The organism is Nostoc sp. (assembly GCF_036916985.1).
Classification (GTDB): Bacteria; Cyanobacteriota; Cyanobacteriia; order Cyanobacteriales; family Nostocaceae; genus Nostoc.
On sequence record NZ_JBALFD010000003.1, the window covers coordinates 1 to 25618 of the forward strand.

A 25618-nucleotide genomic window follows, 5' to 3' on the forward strand; every position below is an offset into this window, starting at 1 on the left:
GGGATGAGCGGATTTGTAAGGCGATCGCTAGCACCAATCTCTCCCGTTCAGCTTTAGCTATTAGGAGCATCATTCGGGCTTCAACTTGTTGTTCTAGTTCAACGTTGCGGGTTTCTAAGATTTCGATTTTCTCTGCTTCTAACCGCACTGACTTTTTTTGCAACACTTCCGCCAAATTGTATAGCTCCAACGGGTTGAGGGCTTGTAGCAAACTAGTCTGAGTGACAATTCCCAATAGTTCGCCCTGTTCCCCCGTCACCGCCAACCTGCGAATCAAGCGGTGTTCCATAATCTGCTGTACCACCCACAGCGAATCGTCAGGTTTCACGGCAAAAATTGGGGTACTCATTACCGCCTCTGCTAGACAAGTTTTTAAGTTCAAGCCCAATGCTTGAAATTGCACAATATCGCGCTCGGTGATAATTCCCACAGGAATTTGCAGAGGTTCAGTTTGGCTACCACCTGGTTGTACAATCATGATCGAACTAAGGCGGTGTTTTGCCATCAGTTGAGCGATCGCCAGCATCGAACTATCTAGCGCAGCACAAATTACCTCACTAGTCATCACCTCAAACACCAGTCGCAATCGCAACAGATCCACAGGGCGAGAAGACTGCCGTAGACTTTCATTAGTTACCAGCCCCACTACTCGCTCCCGATCGTCCAGGATCGGTAAGTGGCGAATGCGCTGCTGTTGGAGCAAATTAAAAGTAAAAAATAAATCGGTAAAATCAGACTCGTGCATGGTGACGACTGGATGGGTCATCACCTCCCGAATTGCCAAATTCTCGAAATAACACTCTTGGGCAGACAGGCGCACCATATCCCGTTCCGTGAGGATACCTAGTAACTTCCCTTCTTCCACTACTAATATACAGCTTGAGCGTGCCTCCAGATAAAGCTCATCCAGTTGCCCATCCACAGTTTTAGTTGTCTCACAAAGAGTCCGCACGCCACTCATTTGAGCGATCGCGTCCATCACCGTTGTATCCGGTTTAACTATCAGGGGATGACGGACGATCGCAGATTGCAGTTCTGATGGGTTGAGACGGTTAAACATTTATGTATTGGCAAAGGGATTTATTCTTGATTGTTCCCATTAGCAACACCCAAGCTATACAAATTCTCTAAAATCAGGCAATAGTTCAAGGAAGTAGCAGGCTCAATATAGCGTTTCTTGATCTAGTGAGTTACATCGGTAGGGTCACGGACACCAACGTGCCCCTACACCTCGCGATCTAATGTTGTACCGCATCTGAATAGGAACCGCTATATAATGGATAGCTTGAAAGTCGAGGTTTGTCATATTCAAGATATGATGTTATTCTGCCCTAATCCCTTTTCAAAAAAGCAAACTAGCAGAATTAACATCTAAAAATAACGTTGCTTGGGATTGTTGACGGAGTATAGAAGCCGGACAATCTGTACTTATAGCTCCTTGCAACATCTCTTTTACCACATTTGCTTTACGTTTTTCTGGAGCAAGACAGATAATTTTTTTAGCTGAACAAATCGTCGGGATGGTGACAGTAAAAGCATATTGTGGAACAGTTTCTAGATTCGGAAAGTGACCTGTACTTACTTGTTGCTGACGGTTGACTTTATCCAGTTTCACCAGTTTCACACTGTAGGGATCTTGAAAATTTGCTACTGTTGGATCGTTAAAAGCCAAATGTCCATTTTCGCCAATACCAAGACAGCATAAGTCAATTGGTTGTGCTTGCAGTAGTTTGGTGTAGCGATCGCACTCTGCCACTGGTTGCAAGGTATCACCTTCTAAATAGTGAAATTCCTTAGGAGCAACCCGCTTCTCTACACGTTCTCGCATATAGCGCCGAAAGCTGGCAGAATGGTCAGCAGTAATTCCCAAATATTCATCTAGATGGAACATGATAATCCGTGACCAATCCACACCACCCAACGCAATCAACGCATCGAGAAATTTGAGTTGGGAATTACCTGTTGCTAACAATACAGCAGCCGTATCTTGTTGCTTAAGAACTTGCTGTAAATGCTTTTGGGCAATTTCGGCAACATCTTTGGCCATTTCGACTTCAGTGTTGTAAATCTGCACCAGTAAATCATCAACACGAAAAAAGTTTGTCGCGGCTAGCATTTGCTTACACATAAGGTGATCAATTATACGGCAGTTTTTTGAGATGCTCTACCTGTCTGTCCTTACATGCCCTATTCAGTATAAATTTTCGGATTTAGCAGATTAATTCGCGACTTTTTTCTTGTAAGGAACAAAGACAAAAAACAATGTAAACTATTTAAATTAAGTTAACAATTATTTACATTTTAGCAAAAAATCATGCTGGCTGCAATTCTCTTTGACCTAGACGGCACTATTGTCAACACTGACCCCATACACTACCGAGCTTGGCAGGAAATGCTGTTAAATTACAGCATAGAAATTGACGAAACATTTTATAAATCTAGAATTAGTGGTGGGCTAAATCCAGAAATTGTTAAGGACATTCTGCCACAATTATCAGCAGCAGAAGGGCAAAAATTTGCAGATGAAAAAGAGGCGCTTTTCCGCAAACTCGCCTCACATCTGAAACCGCTGAGTGGATTTTCGGAATTACTAGAATGGACAGATACACATCAGTTAAAACGAGCATTAGTTACTAACGCCCCTAGATTAAATGCAGAATTTATGCTAGAGGTTTTGGGAATCAAAGAAGCCTTTCATACAATTGTTTTGGCGGATGATTGTATTGCAGGTAAACCCGACCCTGCACCCTACCAAGTTGCCTTAAACAAGTTGGGTATTCAAGCAGGAGAAGCGATCGCTTTAGAAGACTCTCCCTCTGGTATTCGTTCAGCAGTGAGCGCAGATATCCGTACCATTGGCATCGCTTCCACTCACGATCCGCAAGTTTTGCAGTCATTCGGCGCATTTATGGCAATTCCAGATTTTACTGATTTACAGTTGTGGACATTCCTGAACTCACTCATTGAGACAGATTCAAGTGCGATCGCTTCTAATTTTTAAGGGCATTGGGAAAGAGGAGGTAGGATAGCGTAGCGGTAGCGCGTTCGCTTTTAGCGTCTGTTTGCTACAGGCTGCGCGAACGTAAAGAGCCTCATTTTTGAATTTTGAATTTATTTCTGCTCATGCCCTTAAACTCCACTTTTTAGGTTCAAATATGACTACACAAAATCAAATTCAACCTCGCCAACTTGGTTCTACAGGACTAACTGTTTTCCCCATAGCTCTTGGATGTATGGGTATGTCCGGTATATATGGTGCAGCAGACGAGAACGAAAGCATTGCAACTATCCAAGCAGCTCTCGACGACGGGATTACATTGTTGGATACTGGCGATTTCTATGCCAGTGGGCAGAATGAAATGTTAATTGGTCGAGCAATCAAGGATCGTCGAGATCAAGCACTGGTTTCTGTAAAATTCGGCGCTTTACGCACTCCTGATGGCGGATGGATTGGTATAGATACCCGTCCCGCTTCAGTGAAAAACTTTGTAGCTTATAGTCTTAACCGATTGGGAGTAGACCACATTGACATCTACCGCCCGGCTCGATTAGACCCACAAGTTCCCATTGAAGACACCATCGGTGCGATCGCCGAGCTAGTTAAAGCTGGTTATATCCGATACATTGGGTTATCGGAGGTGGGAGTAGACACTATTCGCCGTGCCCACGCCATCCACCCCATCACTGACTTGCAAATCGAATACTCCCTGATTGACCGTAATCCTGAGAGGGAGATTTTTCCTGTACTGGAAGAACTTGGCATTGGCGTAACTGCATACGGCGTGCTTTCGCGAGGACTGCTGAGTGGTTCCACTCCAGCCACCCAAGGAGACTTCCGTGCCTACTTGCCACGCTTCAGCAAAGAAAACCTTGCCCAAAACCAACGCCTAATCGAAGAACTAAAGAAAATTGCCGCCCAGAAAGGAATTCTCCCTTCACAGTTGGCTATTGCCTGGGTACTTGCAAAAGGCAAAAATATTGTGCCAGTTATCGGCGCACGCAAGCGCACCCAACTTGCCGAATCGTTGGCGGCTCTAGATGTGAACCTATCCCCAGAAGACTTAACCCACATCGAAGCAGCAATTCCCGCATCAGCGATCGCAGGCACTCGTTATGATGAACATCAAATGAAGATGCTAGACAGCGAACGCTAATGCTAAGTGGTTACGCAAAATTATTTATGTCATTGCGTTCGCCCTTGGCGTTCCCGTTGGCGTAGCCTCTCGTAGAGAAGGGTACGAAATGAAATGTAGCAAAGCAATCCCAAACCCTTGCGATTGCTTCATTTTGCTTTGCTTCATTCGCAATAATAAATGTATATTTAATTTTGCACTACTACTTATTAACAGCGCAAACAAAGACTTGAGAGTTTGTAGTAAGCAGTTTAGGACTGAGAAAATAGGACTAAAATCCTGACTACAAGCCTGTCAATAAATAATGAGAAATTCCTTGTAGAGACGGCGATTTATCGCGTCTTTGATTTATCCCGTCTCTGCTTTATCGCGTCTCTCTAACTTATTTCTCAGCCAGAATCGCGTAAATTTCCCGTTTAACTTGCTCTAAAAGCTCACGCACCCGATTTATCCGCTCGATATTGCCACTACGAGCAACCTGCACCACCGCAGCAGCTAATTCTGTGGCAGCATTCCGCAACTCAATAAACTCTTGGGGCTTACCTGTAACAAAACCTTTGAAGGTATCCCAAGGAGAGTCTGAAGGTTCTTGCTGGGTACGTTCTGCTAATAATTGTCTACCCTCATCCGTAATCGTGTAAATCCGCTTACCGCCTTCCTGTGCGCTCTTAAGATAACCACCTTCCTCCAGTAATTGGAGTGTTGGATACACCGAGCCAGGACTGAGGCGACGGAAACCACCATAGCGAGTTTCCATTTCTTTAATCAGATCATAACCATGACTAGGATGCTCTGATAACAATTCCAGCAGAATGAACTTGATGTCACCCCGACGAGTCCGGTGTTCATCTCCCCAACCACGACCAAATATTTCATGGCCAAAGTGTTTCTCATGATGTCTGCCATGATGTTTGTCATGGCCAAACCAAGACCTGACAAGCCATGAATCCTCTTCGCTAACTCCTGCCCATGCAGGTGCGCCAAAACGTGACCGAAAATGTCTAAACATAAGTAAATCTCTAATCAACTTTCTCTAATATACGATATATCAGAATATATCGCGATATATCGGAATAGAATTTTGATGAAGATTTGTGAAGTAATACCATCTTTTTACTTCTTAAGCCAAGGCAATTCCCAATCCAAAATCTAAAATGGTACAAGTAACCCTGCGAACACCATAAGGAATAGCCAAGCTAGTCGAAGCTGTTCAAATAGCGAGGAGTCTGCACTTGTTGGACAAAAGACTCTACCAACTGCAAATATTGTGAACCAGCAACTACTGCGGTATTGTTGTGATCTGCTCCTAGAACCAACAATAGTTGCTTTGGTTCGGGTGAAGCAGCATAAAGTTTTTCGCTCATAAAAGAGGGTACAGTCGAATCAGCAGCGCCATGAATGAATAAAACTGGCATTTTTAAATTTGGCAATTTTTTAATGGATTCAAACCGCTGTGTCAAGATTAAATCCACCGGAAACATCCAAAACATATTTCGGTAAGTAATTAAATCGCGGATGGATGTAAAAGAGCTTTCCACGATTAAACCAGCGGCTTGTGGGTATTTCACTGCCAAATCGAGGGCTATTGCACCCCCTAGAGAATGTCCATAAATAAAAATTTGGCTGGGTAGAATCTCTTGTTGCTGTACCAAGTAATTCCAAGCTGTAGCTGCATCTTCATAAACCCGCTTTTCATTAGGAAAGCTGCCTTCACTGCGACCATAACCACGATAATCAATCAGTAATACCGAAAACCCTAACTGATGAAACCTGCTGGCATGAGCTATATTTGCGCCAATATTGATACCATTCCCGTGTAAATATAGCAATACCTTGTTATTGGGTTGCTTGGCTTTTATCCACCAACCGTGGATGCGTTCTACCTTGCCTGTTTTACCAGGTACAGGCAACCAAACCTCTTCGTAAGGAAGATTAAAAAACTCTGGTGTCTTTTCAATAACAGCAGAGGGAAAGAAAATGAACCGAGGTTGCCCAATAAAGAGAACTAGACAGATGGCACAGTAGGCGAACGCTGCAATTATCCCAACCCAGAGTAGCCTCTGGGAAAATACTTGTATTATAAATTGCAGATTGTTAATTTTCATACCCTGACTTTTAACTTTTAAGGTATGTATTATAACAATAAAAATACTTACTCTAAGGCGCAGTAGCATTTTAAATACGGGATTAAGCCATTCTCAAAAAAATTTATCCTAAAATCAAATATCCAGTAAATTTACGTATGCAAATTGGAGTGTTCTCAATGAATAGTAGAATTAGGCCATAGAGGAAAAGATTGTGACGCTCTTAAACGAAGCTCAATTAGAGCAACTAAAGGAAATAACCACACATCTGCGACAAGCAAGACAAGAAAAATCCATCCGCATAGAAGAAATAGCCTCTCAAACAATGATTCGAGCAGGTATTTTGCAAGCTTTAGAAGAAGAACGATTTGAAGAATTACCTGAGCCGATTTTTCTTCAAGGATTCATCCGTCGTTATGGAGATGCTTTAGGCTTGGATGGAAATGCTTTATCATACAGCCTGATAACCAATGTTGTCCGTGAAGATTCCAAAAATGCTTATAAGAATTCAGACAACAAAGGAAATACATACATACCTCTTGTTCTGACCTATATTTTACTATTGGTCGGTGCATCAGCTGGTCTTCTTCATATACTTAATCCACAGCTTACAGCTGAATCCCCAACTCCAGAAAACAACGATCAACAGTCAATAGTCAGTAATCAGGCTAACAAATGAACAAAAAATAGAGGGATTGGGGATTGGGGACTGGGGACTGGGGATTGGGGACTGGGGACTGGGGACTGGGGAGAGGAATTAATAACCAATGACCAATGACTAATGACCAATGACTAATTGTGGTTTACGCAGATGCCAATTAGTGGATTGCTCATAAGCATAAGCTACCTGAAAAAGCTGGTCTTCTCGTAGCACATTGCCAATTAGCTGTAATCCTATCGGTAGCCCTTGATCGTCAAAACCACATGGCAAACTTAAACTAGGTAAACCAGCAAGATTTACAGGAATAGTCATTAAGTCAGTTAAGTACATACTCAGGGGATCAGTAGTTTTTTCCCCTGCTTTGAATGCTGTCGTGGGAGATGTGGGACAAACTAACACATCAACCGTTTGAAAAGCCTTTTCAAAGTCTTGCTTAATCAAGGTGCGGACTTTTTGTGCTTTAAGGTAGTAAGCGTCATAATAGCCAGCGGAGAGGGCATAAGTGCCAATCATGATCCGGCGTTTGACTTCTGTACCAAAACCAGCGGCACGGGTACGAGTGTACATCGATAGTAGATTATCTGCATCAGGAGCGCGATACCCATATTTAACGCCATCGTAACGAGCCAGGTTTGCTGATGCTTCTGATGGGGCGATGATGTAGTAAGTGGGTAAGCCGTAGCGAAAGCGGGGACAGGAAATTATATGAATTTCCGCTCCTAAACTTTGTAGTTGATCTACTGCTTTGGTAACAGCTTGTTCTACTACAGGGTCTAAACCTTCACCAAAAGTTTCTTTAATAACACCAATTCTTAGCTGACCTCTGGGTTTGAAGTCTGGTTTTAAGTTAGCAGCGTAGTTGGGAATGGCAACTTTCAGGCTGGTAGAGTCTTTGGGATCGTAACCTGCGATCGCACTCAATAATATTGCCGCATCTTCTACGGTGTTGGCAAATGGCCCAATTTGATCTAAAGACGAAGCGTAAGCCACCAAGCCATAACGAGAAACCAGACCATAAGTTGGTTTCATTCCTACCACACCGCAGAAAGATGCAGGTTGGCGAATCGAACCGCCAGTATCAGAACCGAGAGCAACTACGCATTCTTGAGACGACACCGCCGCCGCAGAACCTCCTGAAGAACCGCCTGGAATTCGTGACAAATCCCAAGGATTAGCCGTGACTTGGTAGGCAGAGTTTTCTGTGGAACTACCCATTGCAAACTCATCTAAGTTGGTTTTGCCAACCATTACCGCCCCAATATCTGCCAGTTTTTGGGTCGCAGTTGATTCATAAGGCGGCACGAAATTTTCCAAAATCCGGGAGGCGCAGGTAGTGGGAACTCCCTTGGTACACATATTGTCTTTGATACCTATAGGAATCCCTGCTAGCAGGCCAATTTCTTCTCCCGCAGCAATTTTGGCATCCACAGCACTTGCCTGCTCTAATGCTCGTTCTGCGGTAACACATAAAAAACTATGTAATTTTGGCTCTAACGCTTGAATGCGATCTAAAGCTTCTTGGGTAATTTCGACGGCAGAACGTTCTTTTTCAATCAGTTGTTGGTGCAACTCGCGGATGGATGCCATGATTGCTCTCTTTATGACTCAAGTCATTGATTCTAGTACATATTGGTCGAAATTGGGTATGGGGCAAAATAGTTCCGAGTTCCGAGTTCCGAGTGCTGAGTGGGGAATCTCACTTCTTTACTCAGCACGGGCTAAACCTTAGCTATCCGCTAACAGCACTCAGCACTCCTGAAGGGCATTGGGCATTGAAAAGAGGCAGAGAGGCAGGGTGCAGAGGGGAAATTCTTCTCCCTGCTCCCCCAGTCCCCACAATGCATCTTAACTAAGCGGATTAATATGTATTGAAATGTGTTTAATGGGTTTTGAAAACAGCAAATACATAGCTATCAACCATCTATTGAAGATCTGATCAAATTTTTGATATATTTTTGATATATTTGATATATATTAACTACTTTCGTGTAAGAGTATAGCAGTGTTTTCTAGTGATATAATTTTGTATTATAAACACTGTCAATACTACAAGATTCATAATCTTATCAATAATTTCGCAAATTTTTTTCAGGGTAGGGTAGGATGATAAAAATAGCCACACGCAAATATTTAGGTAAACAAAATGTCTATGACATTGGAGTTGAGTGCTACCATAATTTTGCGATTAAAAATGGCTTAATAGCTTCTAATTGTTTCAATAAATCTCATTCGACAGCTTATGGTTATGTAACTTATCAAACAGCATATTTAAAAGCTAATTACCCATTGGAATATATGGCGGCACTGTTAACGGCTAACAGTGGTGATACCGATAAGGTGCAGCGATATATTACGAACTGTACAAATATGGGGATTTCCATAGACCCGCCAGATATTAATCGTTCTGGTGTTGATTTTACACCAACGGCAGGCAAGATTTTGTTTGGATTTTCGGCAGTGCGTAACGTGGGACAAAATGCGATCGCTTGTATTTTGGAAGCGAGAAATGAGACAGGAGAGTTTAAAACACTCGCTGATTTTTGCGATCGCGTGGATTTGCGCGCTGTTAACCGCCGCACCCTAGAGTCGCTAATTTACTGTGGAGCCTTTGACAAAATCGAATCCAACCGCCAACAGTTAATTAACGACTCAGAATTAGTGTATGATTGGGCACAATCTCGCGCTAAAGACAGAGCTAGTGGTCAAGGGAATCTGTTTGATTTATTAGGTGATGGATTTTCTTCGGCTCAGAACAAGAGAGCGAATAATGCCTTTGAAACTGCTCCCAAATCTAAACCTGTGACAGATTTGCCCCCACAGAAAAAGTTGCAGATGGAGAAAGAATTACTAGGCTTTTATGTATCAGATCATCCACTGAAATCCTTACGGCAAATAGCACCACTTTTGACTCCAATTAACCTTTCACAACTGGGAGAACAAAGAGAAGATACAAGGCTTTGTGCAGTTGTGATGTTGAATAACGTCAAAAAAGTGGTGACGAAAAAAGGCGATCAGATGGCAATATTGCAAATAGAAGACCTAACGACACAATCAGAAGCCGTAGTTTTTCCGAAAACTTATGAACGCATTAGTTCTCTACTCCAAGTCGATACTAGATTGATTATTTGGGGAAAAGTAGATCGGCGTGATGAGCAAACTCAATTTATTCTTGAAGATGCAGAGCCAGTGGAAACTGTACAAATGGTAATGGTGGAATTAAATCCCCAACAAGCAGGTAATATGGAAGATTTACATCGCTTGAAAACAATTTTACAAGAGCATTCAGTAGATAAAGAAAAGGCAAAAATGCCGGTGATTGGAATTATTCAAACTGAAACTTCTCGTAAACTTGTTCGCTTGGGTTGGCAATTTTGTGTACAAGATTCTAGAATTACCGTTCAAGCTTTACAAAATGCCAGTTTTCCTGCTCATATAAAATCCCTGATTGGTAGCTGAAACTAGCAGTGAAAAATCAACCAATACTGAAAAGTAGCTTAAGAATTAGTTTTATTGAACTGTCAACAGTAAATTGCCTTAAGTAGCTAGGATTTGGATCGTTTTTTTAGTTACTTATGCGGATGATAAATTCCTTGAGGGAGTGGTATCTTTTTATGCTAATACCCTTAAGGCTGCGACCGGGGGAAGGAGTTAGAACTTGATGACTGTAAATGAGCTACATAAATTTGTTTCATACTGTAAAAGAATTCAACCCCAAACTCACGAGGACATTCAAAAATTTTTTGAAGGAGTGATATTATTTCCTTACGATAAGGAACTTCTATTGCAAGCTTATTTATTTCTGAATATTAAAGAATTGTTTCCCTCGTGCGCTGAATTGCTGTTATTTGAAAAGTCTCCAATTTCAGATTATACAGATTTAGGGAAGTGTGATTTTGTCTTCCTGACTTTTAAAGGTAGTCTGTTTTTAATAGAAACTAAGTTTATTGATACAGAAGCAACTGGAGCAACAGAACGCAAAAGAAGAAATAAACACAGAAACAAGGTATTTGAGCAAGTTATTACTTTAAAAGGTCGATTTAGCGAATATTGGAATATGAGGCTAGAGCAATTAGAGTGTGGGGTTTTTACAACAGATGCAGAAGTTGCTTGGCGAGGAAATGGTGTGAATGTCATATCTAAATCAATATCTATAGACAAGCTAGAACAATGGCGAAGAAATTATCACAATAGTGATAAATTTTTATCTCATCAAGATGGGTCAAAGTTTGAGGAAAAAGTGAATTCAAAAGGTTGAGCCAAGATCCAAATATAGTTCTTACAGGGAAGCATCCCAAATGTGTAAAAACATAATTTGTCATTGCGTACTCCTTCGGAGAACCCGTAGGGTACGGAACGCTGTGAAGCAAAGCAATCGCAAACTACAGATGTTGCGATTGCTTTATTTTGCAACTCTTGGAGACGGTACCGCGTAGCAATATCTCCGTAGCAGGGTGGTTTCATACAAACAGAGAAAAATACCAAGGAGTAGTTTTACTAAAACTTTTATCCATCAAAAATATGAGCGATGCCTTTAGCCGACTTGCACCCTTCATCCAAGAATATATTTATCATCACCAGTGGACTGAATTACGTCCAGTGCAAATTGCCGCTTGTCAAGTTATATTTGACACTGATGCTCACTTGCTAGTTACTGCTGCAACTGCTGCTGGTAAAACAGAAGCAGCTTTTCTACCAGTTTTGACTCTATTACATGCCAACCCTTCTGCCACAATTGGCGCATTATATATTAGTCCAATCAAAGCTTTAATTAACGATCAATTTGAGCGTCTCAACGACTTACTCAAAGAAGCAGATATTCCAGTTTGGCACTGGCACGGCGATGTTTCGCAAACTCGAAAAAATAAACTTTTAAAGAATCCTCAAGGCATTCTCCAAATTACCCCAGAATCTCTAGAAAGTTTGTTAATTAATAAAAATAATGACCTACTTCGCTTATTTGGTGATTTAAGGTTTGTCATCATTGATGAAATTCATGCCTTTATGGGTTCAGAACGCGGTTGTCAAATCATTTGCCAATTACAACGTTTAGCAAAATTGACGCAAAAACAACCGCGCCGTATTGGTTTATCGGCAACTCTTGGAGATTATTCAATAGCTGAAGAGTGGTTGCGTTCAGGAACAGATAAGCCAGTGATTACACCAAAAATTGATGGTATAAAACGCCAAATAAAACTAGCTGTAGAACATTTTTATATTACTGATGAAGTAGATGAATCTGAGGTAGCAGCTGATGAACAATATATTTTCAACCTCAGCAAGTCTCGTAAATGCCTAATATTTGCTAATAATCGTACACGAACCGAATCTGTAATTGCATCTTTGCGAAAAATTGCCACAGAACAAGGACTACCAGATATATATCATGTGCATCATGGGAGTATCTCTGCTAGTTTGCGGCAAGCTGCTGAAAATGCCATGCGTGAACCTAACAATCCAGCTGTTACTGCCGCCACTCTGACTCTAGAATTAGGTATAGATATCGGTCATTTAGAGCGAGTAATTCAGTTAGAATCACCCTTGTCAGTAGCTAGCTTTTTACAGCGCTTGGGACGCAGTGGTAGAAGAGGTGAAGCTGCTGATATGCGTTTTGTCTGTGCTGAAGATAAGCCATTAGCAGAAGCTTCTCTACCAGAACAAATTCCCTGGCAACTTTTACAGTGTATTGCAATAATTCAACTTTATTTAGAGGAACAATGGATTGAACCAATTAGACCAATAAAATATCCTTTGAGTCTGCTTTATCACCAAATAATGAGTATTTTAACAGCAGCAGGTGAAATTTCAGCTAATGCCCTAGCTAAACAAATTTTTAGTCTGCCGCCCTTTGCTGCAATTTCTAAAGAAGATTTACAACTATTACTACGCTATTTAATTGATATTGGTCATATTCAGCATACTGAACAAGGTAAATTAATCCTGGGTTTGGCAGGAGAAAAGGTAGTAAGAAAATTTCAGTTTTATGCTGTCTTTGCTGAACAGCAAGAATATATTGTTAAGCAAGATGCAACAGAAATTGGTAGTATAGTCACGCCGCTTCCTGTTGGCAATCAATTTGCTTTAGCTGGCAGAACTTGGGAAGTTGTAGAAGTTGACTTTAAAAAGAAGGCTATTTTTGTTAAACAAGCTGAGGGTAAAGCTAGCATTTATTGGCGTGGTGGTGGTGGTACTATTCATACCAAAGTTTTACAGCGAATGCAGCAAGTATTGTTTGAGAATGTCGAGTATAGTTACTTGCAAAAAAATGCTTTACAACGTTTACATCAAGTTCGCCAATTGGTGCAGCAGGTTGGATTAGATAAGCACAATATTTTACAACTAGAAAAAGGTAAATGCTGTATTTTTCCTTGGATGAGTACAATTGCTTATCGCACTTTAGAAAGATTACTTAATTCATACTGTCGGGAATTATTGGAAATTACAAGTATAGGCGGAGTAAATCCCTATTATTTGACACTTAAATTAGGCAAGGATAAATTTAAATATCTTTATCGTGAAATTGCTTCCTTGTGTGAACAAAGAATTACTTCAGAAGATTTAGTTAGTCCTTCAGAAGCACCAGAACTTCAAAAGTATGATGTTTTTATTCCTCATCCACTTTTATGGAAAGCTTTTGCTAACGATTATTTGGATATGAGAGAACTTAAACAGCAAGTGGCACTGTGGAGAGAATAAGCTCCAATACAGTTCGCTTAAGATTCCCGCCCCTTTTTTTTAGTGGGTAAAAGGTGGTTATATCACAATACAGTTCAGATAAGTCCAAAACACTTGTAGAGACGGCGATTTATCGCATCTCGAAAACCCAAAATTGTTGCCAGTAGCCCTTAACCCAAGCATATTGGGTTATACCAGGTTTGCTTAAACGCTATAAGCAAACCTTTTTAAGGGGGAGGTTGGGGAAATCTTCAAAATATTAAAAGTTAACTGTTCTGTACCCCTTCGCAGGGCTGATTCATACGGCACGAGAATTTGCATGTGGTATTCGCGGGCATTAGGGTATCGAAAATCGCCTCCATTGGATTAAAGACGTAGTTATGAAGGAGGATCACTCAAAAATACGTATGGGTAATGCTCCAGCAAACCTCTCAATCCTCAGAGCATAGGCGTAGCCCGCCGTAGGCATCGCCATTAATATACTCCGTCGAAATGGTCATCCTTCCATCACAACTGCTCAAAGATTTCTCTCTAATGAGATTGACAAACTTCTTGCCCTTTTGGAATGAAACAGCCCTGCTTTATAAGGGGAGGGTTAGGATGGGGTAAAAATATTTGAACATCAATCATGACTTTTCAAACATCCTCTAATAAGCCGGGTATCTGCTTATTCACCAATGATTTAAAATTGCTATAGTTCATAACCGTTTATCTTATATCCCATACCATAGAAATACACTAGTCTAATTATTATTTTGTCAATAGTAATTATTAGAACTATCAATAGCACTAGTTGTTAATTATTTGCAGAAATAGTATTTACTATAATTTAATACTTGCGATATAAACTGATGCTTTGATAAGTCCAATCAGGAAGAAACTTTCTGATTTGCAAATTTTAAAGTTAACAAGACTATCTTGCTAAGAATACTTTAAATTTACTTATCAATATCATTTAAATATCGCAATCAAACTTGTCACCATTTCATATATAGATTGGGAGTTATCATGGCAAAATATCTACTAGCTTCTGCTGGGGGAGTGGGCTTTTTATGGTTAATTGCTGGCTTATCACCAGTACAAGCCTTGCCTAATTTAGAGATTGAAAATAAAAATGTAGCAATTTATCAAGATGTTGAAAGCCATGAAAAAGTTGATTTTAATAAAAGCAATTTAGCTAATGCTATTTCTGATAAATTACCGATATCTAATGAAAGCCAAAAAAATTTAGAGATACATTCTGCTCATAACTTTTTACAGGCAATCACACCGCGATCGGCAAATTCATCTCAAGCATCAGACAAACTTGCACAAGTAACATCCGTATCCCAATTGTCTGATGTACAGCCGATAGATTGGGCTTTTCAAGCACTACAATCTTTAGTTGAGCGCTATGGTTGTATCGCAGGTTATCCCAATGAAACCTATCGCGGTAATCGAGCGATGACTCGCTATGAATTTGCGGCTGGCTTAAATGCTTGTTTATCTCGAATCAATGAACTAATTACGACATCAACTGCTGATTTAGTCAAAAAAGAGGATTTAGCCAAGTTACAGAAACTACAAGAACAATTTGCTGCGGAATTGGTAACATTGCGGGGTCGAGTAGATGCAGTAGAAGAACGTGCAGTAAAACTAGAAGCAAATCAGTTTTCTACTACTACCAAACTTAATGGTGAGGCAATTATTGCTGGTATTGGTGCTACTGGTGGCGCTCCCAACAAGAGCGATCCGAATTTCATACTAGTCAATAGAGTGCGGTTAAATCTCACCACTAGCTTTACTGGTAAAGATTTATTAATTACTGGATTGCAAGCTTATAACTTTTTGGGTGGAGCCAATGGACAGGGTAGCCTGCAAGAAAGTTTAGGGTTAGCTGCGCCGCTTTTAAGTGCGAGTAGCGCACGTACCAGTTTTGAGCCACAATTTCCGGGGTTAAATGTCAATACTTTGTCGAGTGTTGGTGCAAACAGTGTTCAGATTTACAAATTACTGTATATCTTTCCCGTCGCTAATAAATTAACCTTATTTGCGGGAACTGCGGCGGAAACATCAGATGCTTTCCCAGCAATTACACCTTTTTATGGTGAAGGACAAGAGTCAATTTCTCGTTTTGCCGGCTTGAACCCTGTGGTACGGATTTCTGGTGGGACTTCGGGTACTGGTTTAGCATCGGCGGCGGGATTTATTTTTAACATTTCGCCAAATTTGGATTTTAGAGCTTTATACGGCAGTGTAAATGCCAATTTACCCCAAAAATCTGCAAGTGAGGCACTACCAGGAGTTTCTACTACACCTTTGGGTGGAGGTTTGTTTAGTGGTAGTAGTGTTGTAGCCGCACAGTTAACCTTGAAGCCAAGTCGCGATCTTGATATTGGTCTCAACTATGCCCACAGCTATCACGAAATCAATATTTTGGGTACAGGATTAGTTAGTGATGATATCGGTGCTTTACCAGGGGTTGCGGCTGGGACACCAGTGACGCTCAACTCTGTTGGGAGTACGGTAACATGGCGATTGTCTCCCAAAATAGCCTTGTCTGGTTATGGTGCCGCTCTGTTTGTTGATGCTTCTTCTAGTAGCGTCAATGCTTCCACCACCTTTACAAGTTGGATGGTAGGAGTTCACTTTCAAGATTTATTCAAGTCAGGGAACAATGCGGGGATTATTTTTGGTCAACCCCTTTACCGTACTGATGCTAGTGGTTCTGCTCAACTTGGTGAAAATCGAGCTACTCCTTACCATTTAGAAGGGTATTATCGCGTGAAAGTCAGCGATAATATCAGCATCACCCCTGGTGCCTTTATTCTATTTAACCCAGAAGGTGACAGCAGAAACGAAACCACAACTGTAGGTGTACTTCGTACTACTTTTACGTTTTAACATGAGCAGCAAAGTAGTACAAACTTACCTTGTTTGGCTGTATTCTAATACTTTTTAAATTTGCAAAAAGTTAGCGATCGCTTGCGGTAATGGCAGAATGATTACAATCAACAAAGCCATTGCCAGTAATCCCCAAACATCACGTTGGTTATCCAATTCAGTGACATCATTCAGCGCCGGTTCATCAATCAACGGCATAAATAATAAGATAATCGCCCACACCAAAAATTCTTCTCGTACTAAAGCCAGTAATAGCAACAACATCCGAGCAATTTGACCAATTACCAGAGCAGTTCTTTGTCCAAACATCGCATGAACAATATGACCGCCATCTAGTTGTCCTACAGGCATTAAATTTAACGCTGTGACAATTAGTCCCAGAAAACCTGCTACTGCAACTGGATGCAAGTCAAGGGCTGATTTTGCTGTTAACTGACTTCCTAAAGCTAACTTCGAGAGTAGCGCCAATAAAATTGAATACTTGGGATTGAGGGCATCAGGATTCAAAAGTGGGGTTTTTTCAGTCAGGGAAACTATATCAGAATGAGCCAAGCCCCATATTAGTAATGGCAAGGTAACTGCAAAACCTGCAAATGGCCCAGCGATACTAATATCAAATAAAGCTTTGCGGTTGGGAATGGGACTACGCATCTGAATAAATGCACCAAAAGTTCCCAAAAAGAAAGGCACGGGAATAAAGTAAGGCAAGGTCGAGCGAATCTTGTAAAATCTCGCTGTCAAATAATGACCAAGTTCATGAATGCCCAAAATAGTCATCAATCCTAAAGCATAAGGTAATCCCTTGAATAGGACATTTGGGTTAGATAGAACTGTGAACAGAGAGCCAATATTCCATATAGGCGGCAGAGTAACACCAGCAATTTCCACACCGACCAAGGTAGTAGTTAGTAAAGTAGCTACTAGTAGTAGAAGTGCTAATCCTGGTCGAGTTAAGCGTTCTTGGTCGCGTTGTGATGTATTTCTTTCTTTAGCAGCTTGAACATTGGGAACCAGCACAAAGAAAGGTTTATCATTTAGACCTTCTTGAAAGATTAGCAAAAAGCGATCGCCAAATTGTGCTTCAATATTAGTCTTAATCTGCTGGTAAGCATTGCTGGCTTTAGTTCGCAACTGACCACGGCAAATTACAGATTGGGGTCGATACTCAATATTTTGAACGTAGTATACAGACCAAGGAAAACAATTTCTTAGTAGGGTTTCTTCTATTGGTTCAATGGGACGCACTATTGGTTCTGGGGTAGGCTGGATAGTTGGCTGCGATTCAGAGGCTTGGGGTTGGGCTTCGGTCTGTGTATCTCTTGGTACTTGACGCCCCCATTGAAACAACATCCAGTACAACACTGTGCAGACAAATATTGACCAGATGATCAGCCCTGGCGGTGGCGGTTGTTTCGCACCGTAGAACAGTGTCCATCCACTCAACAGAAATGCTGGTGTCATTAAAACCAGCCACAACAACCATACTGGTGTTCGGGTGATGTGAGCGACGCTGCGCTGCACCATTAGATAGGTAGCTAACCCCAGCAGGAGGATAAACAGAAACCAAAATGCCATATTATCTTCAGTAATTTTGACAAAACGCCCCACCAGTAGCTTCAGCACCATAGCATTAACTACAAGGTAGACCTCAAATCCCAATTTTTTTCATAAAGGTTAACAGGGGACTGGGTATTGGGGACTGGGTATTGGGGACTGGGTATTGGGTATTGGGAAAGAAATTCTTTTAAGATTTGGTTGGCGTACCAATATCCATTCAAATCTTCCCCGATTCCTAGTCCCTAGTCCCCAGTCCCTAATCCCCAATCCCTAGTCCCCAATCCCCAGTTCAATCTTGAGAATTGCCACACTGTAAGCAGATTGTCTACTTTGATTATGTGCCCTTTACCTCAACAACCAAGTCATACAACTAAGCCACCACGGGCTGTCTTCCTTGAGGAAGTTCCTAGCGGAAGTTCTCTGCAATCGGACTTCGCACAAGAGAGCATTTTTGCTTTTCCACCCAATCGGGACACATTAGGGGGAACCTCTTATCTTATTGTAAGAAATGAAGGCAATATCCTCATAGATTGCCCTGCCCTAGAGCAAACAAATCAAGATTTTTTGCAAACTCATGGAGGCGTGCGTTGGTTATTTCTCACCCATCGAGGCGCGATTGGCAAGACTGCTGAATTTCAGCAAACCTTTGGCTGCGAGGTGCTGATTCAAGAACAAGAAGCTTATTTATTACCAGGCTTAACCGTAACTACCTTTAGGCAAGAATTTACTCTTGATGCAGCAACACAAGTGATTTGGACACCAGGTCACTCTCCCGGCTCATCTTGTCTCTACTATCGTAAACTCGGAGGTATATTGTTTTCTGGTCGCCACTTAGTTCCTAACCAGCAGGGTGAACCAGTACCATTACGGACAGCTAAGACCTTTCACTGGCCAAGACAAATTCAAAGTCTTCAATTATTGTTAAAAAGTTTTACACCAGAAACTCTCCGGTACATTTGTCCTGGAGCCAATACAGGCTTTCTCAGAGGCAAGCGAGTCATCGATCAAGCTTATCAACGCCTCGCCTCTTTGGATTTATCAATTTTGCTGCGACAGACTGCTATATAAAAAAAGGGAAAAGGTTAAAGGGGAAAGGGGAAAGGGATGAGCAGGTCGCGCCACTTGCGGGCGAGGTTTTTACCTTCCTCATAAAATTTGGATTATTTCACGCCACTTGCGGGCGAGGTTTTTACCTTTCCCCCTTCCCCTTCTTCATAAATCTAGACAAGTCTAGAGATTTACTTCTTACTTCAACGGGAGTGTTTGGGAGGTTATTGTCCTGGGAATTATAACGTTAGCATATAGAAATTTTCATAAAAGTTTATGAGCGCAAAAGTTGATGGAACTTTAAAGATCGCTGGGTATCAAACTATAGAAGAACTTTATTCAGGTTCTCGTACCCAAGTGTATCGGGCAATTCGAGAATGCGATCGCCTACCAGTTGTCATCAAGCTCTTAAAACGAGAATACCCAACTTTTAGCGAATTAGTACAGTTTCGCAACCAATATGCGATCGCGAAAAATCTAGATATTGCCAATATTATCAAACCCTACAGCCTGGAAGCCTATCACAATGGCTATGCTCTAGTGATGGAGGACTTTGGTGGCGTTTCCTTGCGGCAATTTACTCAAGGAAAACCACTGACATTAGAGCAATTTTTACCCATTGCTCTGCAACTGCTAGACACCTTACACCAGTTACATCAACAGCGCGTCATTCACAAAGATATTAAACCAGCCAACATCTTGATTCACCCTCATACGAAACAAATCAAGCTGATTGACTTCAGTATTGCCTCACTCTTACCACGAGAAACCCAGGAGATCCAAAGTCATAACGGGTTGGAGGGAACGCTAGCGTATCTGTCGCCAGAACAAACTGGACGGATGAACAGGGGCATTGACTACCGCAGCGACTTTTATTCATTAGGCGTGACTTTCTTTGAACTACTGAGCGGAAAATTGCCCTTTGAATCCCATGAACCGATGGAGTTAGTGCATTGTCACATTGCGAAACTTCCACCCATTGTCTGCGATTTCAACCCCGATTTGCCCTTGATGCTGGGCGAGATTGTCCGCAAACTGATGGCGAAGAACGCCGAAGACCGCTATCAGAGTACTATGGGACTTAGACATGACCTTGTTACCTGCTTAGAACAGTGGCGAGAAACAGGTAAGCACACTTGGTTTGAGTTGGGACAGCGAGATATTAGCGATCGCTTTCTCATTCCCGAAAAACTTTACGGACGCGAATCGGAAGTACAGACGTTACTGGAGTCCTTTGGTCATGTTGCCAATGGTGGCTCCCAACTGATGCTGGTGGCAGGTTTCTCTGGCATTGGCAAAACCGCAGTCGTCAATGAAGTGCATAAGCCAATTGTCCGGTGGAACGGCTACTTCATCAAGGGCAAATATGACCAATTCAACCGCAACATTCCTCTGTCTGCTTTTGTGCAAGCCTTTCGTGATTTGATGGGACAGTTGCTTAGTGAAAGCGATCGCCAACTAGAGCAATGGCAGACTAAGATTTTAGCCGCAGTTGGAGATAATGGGCAACTCCTGATCGAGGTGATTCCAGAACTGGAGCAGCTGATCGGCAAACAGCCTGCGTTTGCTGAACTATCGGGCAGTGCAGCACAGAACCGTTTCAATCTGCTGTTTCAAAAATTTATTCAGGTGTTCACTACGCCTGAGCATCCCTTGGTAATGTTTCTCGATGATTTGCAGTGGGCAGATTTGGCATCACTCAATTTACTGAAACTATTGATGGCCGAGAGCAATCGGGGCTATCTATTGATTATTGGCGCATACCGCGATAATGAGGTGTTTGCAGCTCATCCCCTGATGTTAACGCTAGATGAAATTGAAAAGGCATCTTCCTGCGTCAAGACTCTGACTCTAGCTCCCTTGAGTCAAGCGGATGTGAACCATTTAATTGCCGATTCCCTCAGTTCTACAACAGAACAGGCATTACCGTTAACAAAGTTAGTTGATCAAAAAGCCAAGGGCAATCCCTTTTTCACAAATCAGTTTTTGAAAGCGCTACATGAAGATGGGCTAATTACCTTTGATTGGGAGGCAGGTTTTTGGCAGTGTGATGTAGCGCAAGTGCGCTCGCTTGCCCTAACAGATGATGTGGTGGAATTTATGGGACAACAGCTTCAGAAATTGCCACCCGACACTCAAGATATTTTGAAACTGGCAGCCTGTATTGGCAATCAGTTTGATTTGGCAACATTGGCGATCGCGAGTGAGAAGCCGACAGAAGTTGTGGCCACAGCGTTATGGAAATCTTTGCAGGAAGGCTTGATTATTCCGACAACGGAAGTCTATAAGTTTTTTACACAATTAGATACGGCATCGGTTTCCCATACAGCAGCTAACCCGACTTATCGGTTTTTGCACGATCGTGTCCAACAAGCCGCCTATTTCCTCATTCCCGATCACCAAAAACAAGCAACTCACCTCAAAATTGGACAATTACTATTACACAGTTCCTCAGAAGTAGAACAAGAAGAAAAACTGTTTTATATTGTCAGGCATTTAAACCAAGGAATTGAGTTAATCACCCAACCACAAGAACGGGAAGTCTTAGCCCAACTTAACTTCAAAGCTGGACAGAAAGCCAGAAATTCTGTAGCATATATTGCGGCAAGAGTCTATTTGCAAACTGGGATTAACATACTGACACCCAACAGTTGGCAACATCAGTATGAATTGACCCGGAATCTCTATATTGCTGCTACCGAAGTTGCCTATTTGAATGCTGATCTTGACAGTATGAAAGTTCTGGCAGCACTTGTGTTACAACAAGCTGAGACGATTTTAGACAAAATCAAAATTTACCAAATTCAAATCGTCGCCCAGACAGCCCAGAGCCAGATGGCAGAAGCCATTACAGTGGCAAGAGACGCACTAGGGCAACTGGGGGTTGAACTCCCCACTACACCTGACGAAGCCAAAATTAGCAAAGCACTACAGAACGTAGCCAGCCTTCAAAGTGATAGAAGGATTGAGGAACTAGTCGATCTACCTGTAATGAGCGATCCTCAGACTCAGGCAGCTATGCAACTGTTAGGAACATTATATGTAACTATTTTCCAGGGAATGCCGGGATTACTGCCCATACTGAGTGCGACGATGGTGAGTTTATCCCTCGATTTTGGGAATGCACCCGCATCAACGGTGGGGTATGTGGTTCATGGTATAGTGCTTTGTAACTTTTTGGAAGATGTGGAAACAGGCTATAGTTTTGGGCGATTAGCACTAGATTTGCTTGACCGATTTCCTGTCCGAGAATTCAAATGCACAGTTCTATTTCTGTTTGGCTGCTTTATTCAACATCGTCAGGAATCTCTGAGAGCAACAATACCAACGCTGAAAGATGGCTATGGGATTGGTATGGAAGCTGGCGATTTTTTCAACGCTGGCTACAGCATTTGTTCTTACTTTGATGCTAACTTTTTTGCTGGGGTAGAACTGGCTACTTGGGAAGCCGAAATCACAGCTTATAGGGATGTTATGGCAGAGGTAAAGCAATATTCTGCCCAGATTCATTTAGATATGAAGCAGCAGGTAGTGGAGAACTTGAGGGAAGTCGGTTTTCTTTCGGATTGCTTAATTGGTAGTGCTTACGATGAAACGATGATGATTCCTAAACATCATCAGGATAATGACCTGACTCCCATTGCTTTTGCTTACATCTACAAACTTTTCCTGGCCTACTTTTTTGGCAATTACCCGGCTGCTATAGACCATAGTAGCCAAGCCAAACAGTATTTAATGGCAGTATCAGGCTTGATTGCTACTCCCATTTTTCATTTCTATGCAGCCCTAACGCACTTAGCACTTTTCCCCACACAGCCAGAACCGGAGCAAGCCGAAATTCTCGCCTTGGTGTCAACTCATCAAACCACTTTGCAACAGTGGGCGCAAAATGCTCCGATGAATCATCTTCATAAATGGTATTTAGTTGAGGCAGAACGGCAACGGGTTTTAGGCAATAAAGCAGAAGCAATTGAACATTATGATCGCGCCATCGCTCTTGCCAAAGAACACGGCTATATCCAGGAAGAAGCATTGGCCAAGGAACTAGCGGCCAAATTTTACCTCGACTGGGGCAAACAACACATAGCTGGGGAATATATAATTGAAGCTTACTACGGCTACGCTCGTTGGGGCGCTAAAGCCAAAGTCGCCGACTTGGAACGACGCTATCCCCAACTCCTCGCCCCCATCTTAGAGCAAACCCGTTCTCCCCTCTCAACTAACGAAACTATCTTTACTTTGGGGAATGTCACCTCCACCAGTTCCGCCACTTCCAATAGTACCAGCATCTCTGTTGCTTTAGATTTAGCCACCATTCTTAAAGCTTCCCAAACCCTGTCTGGGGAAATTGAACTCGAAAAACTGCTTTCAACTTTGCTGCATATCGTCATTGAAAATGCGGGAGCTGATAAATGTGTATTCATGCTTTTAGAGTCAGATCGGTTGTTAATTCAAGCGTTAGCACAGCTTTCCCTGAGCGGTGTACAGAACCAGACTGCCAAAGTTAATTTTTATCCAATGTTGTTCAACCCACAGTCTGTTGAAGACTCACCTGATGTGCCAGTTGGCTTAATTAATACCGTCAAACGCAGCTTACAACCTGCGGTAATTGTTGATGCCACGGTGCATCCGCAATTAATCAATGACTCGTATATTCAGCAACAACAGCCCAAAAGTATCTTATGCAGCCCGATTTTGCATCAGGGTAAGTTGTTGGGCATATTGTATTTAGAAAACAATTTGGCAACCGGAGCCTTTACCAGCGATCGCGTCGAACTGCTCAACTTTCTTTGCGCTCAAGCGGCGATTTCTCTAGAAAATGCCCGACTTTATCGAAATTCCCAAAACCATGCTCAACAGTTAACCCAATCTCTAGACAAATTGCAGGTTAGTCAAACCAGTTTCCAAAATTTGGCGAATAATATTCCTGGTATGGTGTACCAATTCCGTCTGGCGGCCGACGGTTCAACTTCAACACCCTACGTTAGCTCTGGCTGTTGGGACTTGTATGGATTAGCAGCAGAGCAGGTGATGGTAGGGACGCATAGCCTTTATGCGATGAATCATCCTGACGATCGCGCAGCTATTGCCCAAGCGATCGCCTACTCTGCCCAAAATCTCGCACCGTTTGAGCTAGAATGTCGCATTATCGTGCCTTCAGGAACCGTGAAATGGGTTAGATCTACTGCTCGGCCAGAGCGACAAGCCGATGGTGCAATCATCTGGGATGGGGTGATGATTGATATTAGCGATCGCAAACAAGCCGAAGCATCTCTAGCCAAAGAACGAGAGTTTTTAAATGCCATCATTCACAATATTACCGATGGGATTGTTGTTTGTGATGCTAATGGCAAGTTGACTTTATTTAACAAAGCAACTCGTGAATTTCATGGCTTACCAGTAGAATCATTACCACCAGAACAATGGACAGAATATTTCGATCTCTATCAACTTGATGGAAAAACACCTCTATCAACTACAGAAATCCCTCTGTTTCGCGCCTTGCAAGGGGAAATAGTCGAAAATGCCGAAATGGTAATTGCGCCAAAGCATGGTTCTAAGAGAATTTTGTTAGCCAGCGGACAGGCGATCGTCGATTCTTCGGGTAACAAACTCGGTGCGGTAGTTGTGATGCGAGATATTAGCGATGTCTATGAAGAACTGCGCTTACGCAAAAAAGCAGAACTTGCCTTGCAGCAAAAATCACAAGATTTACAACAAGCATTGAATGATTTGCAAAACGCCCAATTACAAATGGTGCAGAGTGAAAAAATGTCTGCACTGGGCAATTTAGTTGCAGGTGTCGCTCATGAAATGAATAATCCTCTTGGTTTTATTGCTGCTAGTCTCAAACAGGTAAAACCTAGCATCGCTGATATTGTTGAACATCTGGCACTATATCAAGAAAGTTTACCTAACAAAAATGACAAAATTCTTAACCACGCCGAAGAAATTGACTTGGATTATAGTTTAGAAGACTTGCCCAAGATAATTGATTCCATGACTATGGCGTGCGATCGCCTGAAAAATATTAGCACTAGTCTCCGCACTTTTTCCCGTGCTGATAGAGATTATAAAGTGCCATTTAATATTCACCAAGGCATCGACAGCACGATTTTAATTTTGAAACATCGTCTCAAAGCTAATGAGCAACGTCCAGCAATTGAAGTAATCACTGAGTATGGCAATTTACCTCAAGTTGAGTGTTTCCCTGGACAATTGAATCAGGTATTTATGAATATTATTGCCAATGCAATTGATGCTTTAGATGAGTCGAATCTTGGGCGGAGTTTGGCAGATAATCAAGCAAAACACAACCGAATTAAAATTACTACTTCAGTATTAAAAAATCTCGTTAAAGTTGCAATTGTTGATAATGGTAATGGGATGAGTGAACAAACAAAATCAAAAATATTTGGACATTTATTTACTACAAAACCTGTTGGTAAAGGTACAGGATTAGGATTAGCGATCGCTCGTAAAATTGTTGAAGAAACCCACGGTGGAAAATTGAGTTTTAACTCTGTTCTGGGTGAGGGTACAGAATTTATCATTGAAATTCCAGTATGATTTTTAGCGGT

At 41.9% G+C, this 25618-nt stretch carries 15 protein-coding genes; 9 read left to right on the plus strand and 6 right to left on the minus strand.

Annotated features, from left to right (window positions below):
* Both V7L07_RS00235 and V7L07_RS00240 read right to left on the minus strand, forming a co-directional pair.
* Nucleotides 1-1060 (minus strand): CBS domain-containing protein (locus tag V7L07_RS00235; RefSeq protein ID WP_335053960.1); only part of this gene is annotated, 1060 nt, incomplete at its 3' end.
* Nucleotides 1061-1342: 282 nt separating this feature from the next.
* Complete coding sequence (locus V7L07_RS00240; protein ID WP_335053962.1) at nucleotides 1343-2116, minus strand: glucosamine-6-phosphate deaminase; 774 nt, start codon at nucleotides 2114-2116, stop codon at nucleotides 1343-1345.
* Nucleotides 2117-2314: 198 nt separating this feature from the next.
* Between V7L07_RS00240 and V7L07_RS00245 the strand changes: the two genes are divergently transcribed.
* Both V7L07_RS00245 and V7L07_RS00250 read left to right on the plus strand, forming a co-directional pair.
* On the plus strand, nucleotides 2315-3001 hold the full coding sequence (locus V7L07_RS00245) for an HAD family hydrolase (protein ID WP_335053964.1): 687 nt from the start codon (nucleotides 2315-2317) through the stop codon (nucleotides 2999-3001).
* 154 nt (nucleotides 3002-3155) lie between these two features.
* On the plus strand, nucleotides 3156-4154 hold the full coding sequence (locus V7L07_RS00250; RefSeq protein ID WP_335053966.1) for an aldo/keto reductase: 999 nt from the start codon (nucleotides 3156-3158) through the stop codon (nucleotides 4152-4154).
* Nucleotides 4155-4515: 361 nt separating this feature from the next.
* Here V7L07_RS00250 and V7L07_RS00255 read toward each other — a convergent pair whose 3' ends face one another.
* On the minus strand, nucleotides 4516-5142 hold the full coding sequence (locus tag V7L07_RS00255) for a PadR family transcriptional regulator (protein WP_335053968.1): 627 nt from the start codon (nucleotides 5140-5142) through the stop codon (nucleotides 4516-4518).
* Between the two features lie 187 nt (nucleotides 5143-5329).
* Entirely contained in the window at nucleotides 5330-6238 is a 909-nt protein-coding gene (locus V7L07_RS00260; protein WP_335053970.1) for an alpha/beta hydrolase, read from the minus strand.
* A gap of 193 nt (nucleotides 6239-6431) precedes the next feature.
* On the opposite strand from V7L07_RS00260, the gene V7L07_RS00265 reads away from it, so the two are divergent.
* Nucleotides 6432-6896: a helix-turn-helix domain-containing protein gene (locus V7L07_RS00265; RefSeq protein ID WP_335053972.1), complete on the plus strand. Its 465-nt coding sequence runs from the start codon at nucleotides 6432-6434 to the stop codon at nucleotides 6894-6896.
* 99 nt (nucleotides 6897-6995) lie between these two features.
* Here V7L07_RS00265 and gatA read toward each other — a convergent pair whose 3' ends face one another.
* The gene (gene gatA / locus V7L07_RS00270; protein ID WP_335053974.1) at nucleotides 6996-8465 is read right to left on the minus strand and encodes an Asp-tRNA(Asn)/Glu-tRNA(Gln) amidotransferase subunit GatA; all 1470 of its coding nucleotides are present in this window, start codon (nucleotides 8463-8465) and stop codon (nucleotides 6996-6998) included.
* Between the two features lie 516 nt (nucleotides 8466-8981).
* On the opposite strand from gatA, the gene V7L07_RS00275 reads away from it, so the two are divergent.
* The 4 genes from V7L07_RS00275 to V7L07_RS00295 all read left to right on the plus strand — a co-directional run bounded on the left by V7L07_RS00275 (nucleotide 8982) and on the right by V7L07_RS00295 (nucleotide 16433).
* Nucleotides 8982-10334, plus strand: coding sequence for a helix-hairpin-helix domain-containing protein (locus tag V7L07_RS00275; RefSeq protein WP_335053976.1), 1353 nt, complete (start codon nucleotides 8982-8984; stop codon nucleotides 10332-10334).
* A 202-nt stretch (nucleotides 10335-10536) separates the two neighbouring features.
* The gene (locus V7L07_RS00280) at nucleotides 10537-11133 is read left to right on the plus strand and encodes a hypothetical protein (protein ID WP_335053978.1); all 597 of its coding nucleotides are present in this window, start codon (nucleotides 10537-10539) and stop codon (nucleotides 11131-11133) included.
* A gap of 263 nt (nucleotides 11134-11396) precedes the next feature.
* Entirely contained in the window at nucleotides 11397-13571 is a 2175-nt protein-coding gene (locus tag V7L07_RS00285) for a DEAD/DEAH box helicase (RefSeq protein ID WP_335053980.1), read from the plus strand.
* Between the two features lie 987 nt (nucleotides 13572-14558).
* Nucleotides 14559-16433 (plus strand): iron uptake porin, encoded by a 1875-nt coding sequence (locus V7L07_RS00295; protein ID WP_335053982.1) that lies wholly within the window; start codon nucleotides 14559-14561, stop codon nucleotides 16431-16433.
* Between the two features lie 54 nt (nucleotides 16434-16487).
* Here the strand turns inward: V7L07_RS00295 and V7L07_RS00300 are convergent, their stop codons facing one another.
* Nucleotides 16488-18008 (minus strand): site-2 protease family protein, encoded by a 1521-nt coding sequence (locus tag V7L07_RS00300; RefSeq protein WP_335054021.1) that lies wholly within the window; start codon nucleotides 18006-18008, stop codon nucleotides 16488-16490.
* Between the two features lie 318 nt (nucleotides 18009-18326).
* On the opposite strand from V7L07_RS00300, the gene V7L07_RS00305 reads away from it, so the two are divergent.
* Nucleotides 18327-19058 (plus strand): MBL fold metallo-hydrolase, encoded by a 732-nt coding sequence (locus V7L07_RS00305; protein ID WP_335053984.1) that lies wholly within the window; start codon nucleotides 18327-18329, stop codon nucleotides 19056-19058.
* Between the two features lie 255 nt (nucleotides 19059-19313).
* Nucleotides 19314-25607, plus strand: a complete 6294-nt coding sequence (locus V7L07_RS00310) for an ATP-binding sensor histidine kinase (RefSeq protein WP_335053986.1) — start codon at nucleotides 19314-19316, stop codon at nucleotides 25605-25607.
* Nucleotides 25608-25618: the final 11 nt, after the last annotated feature.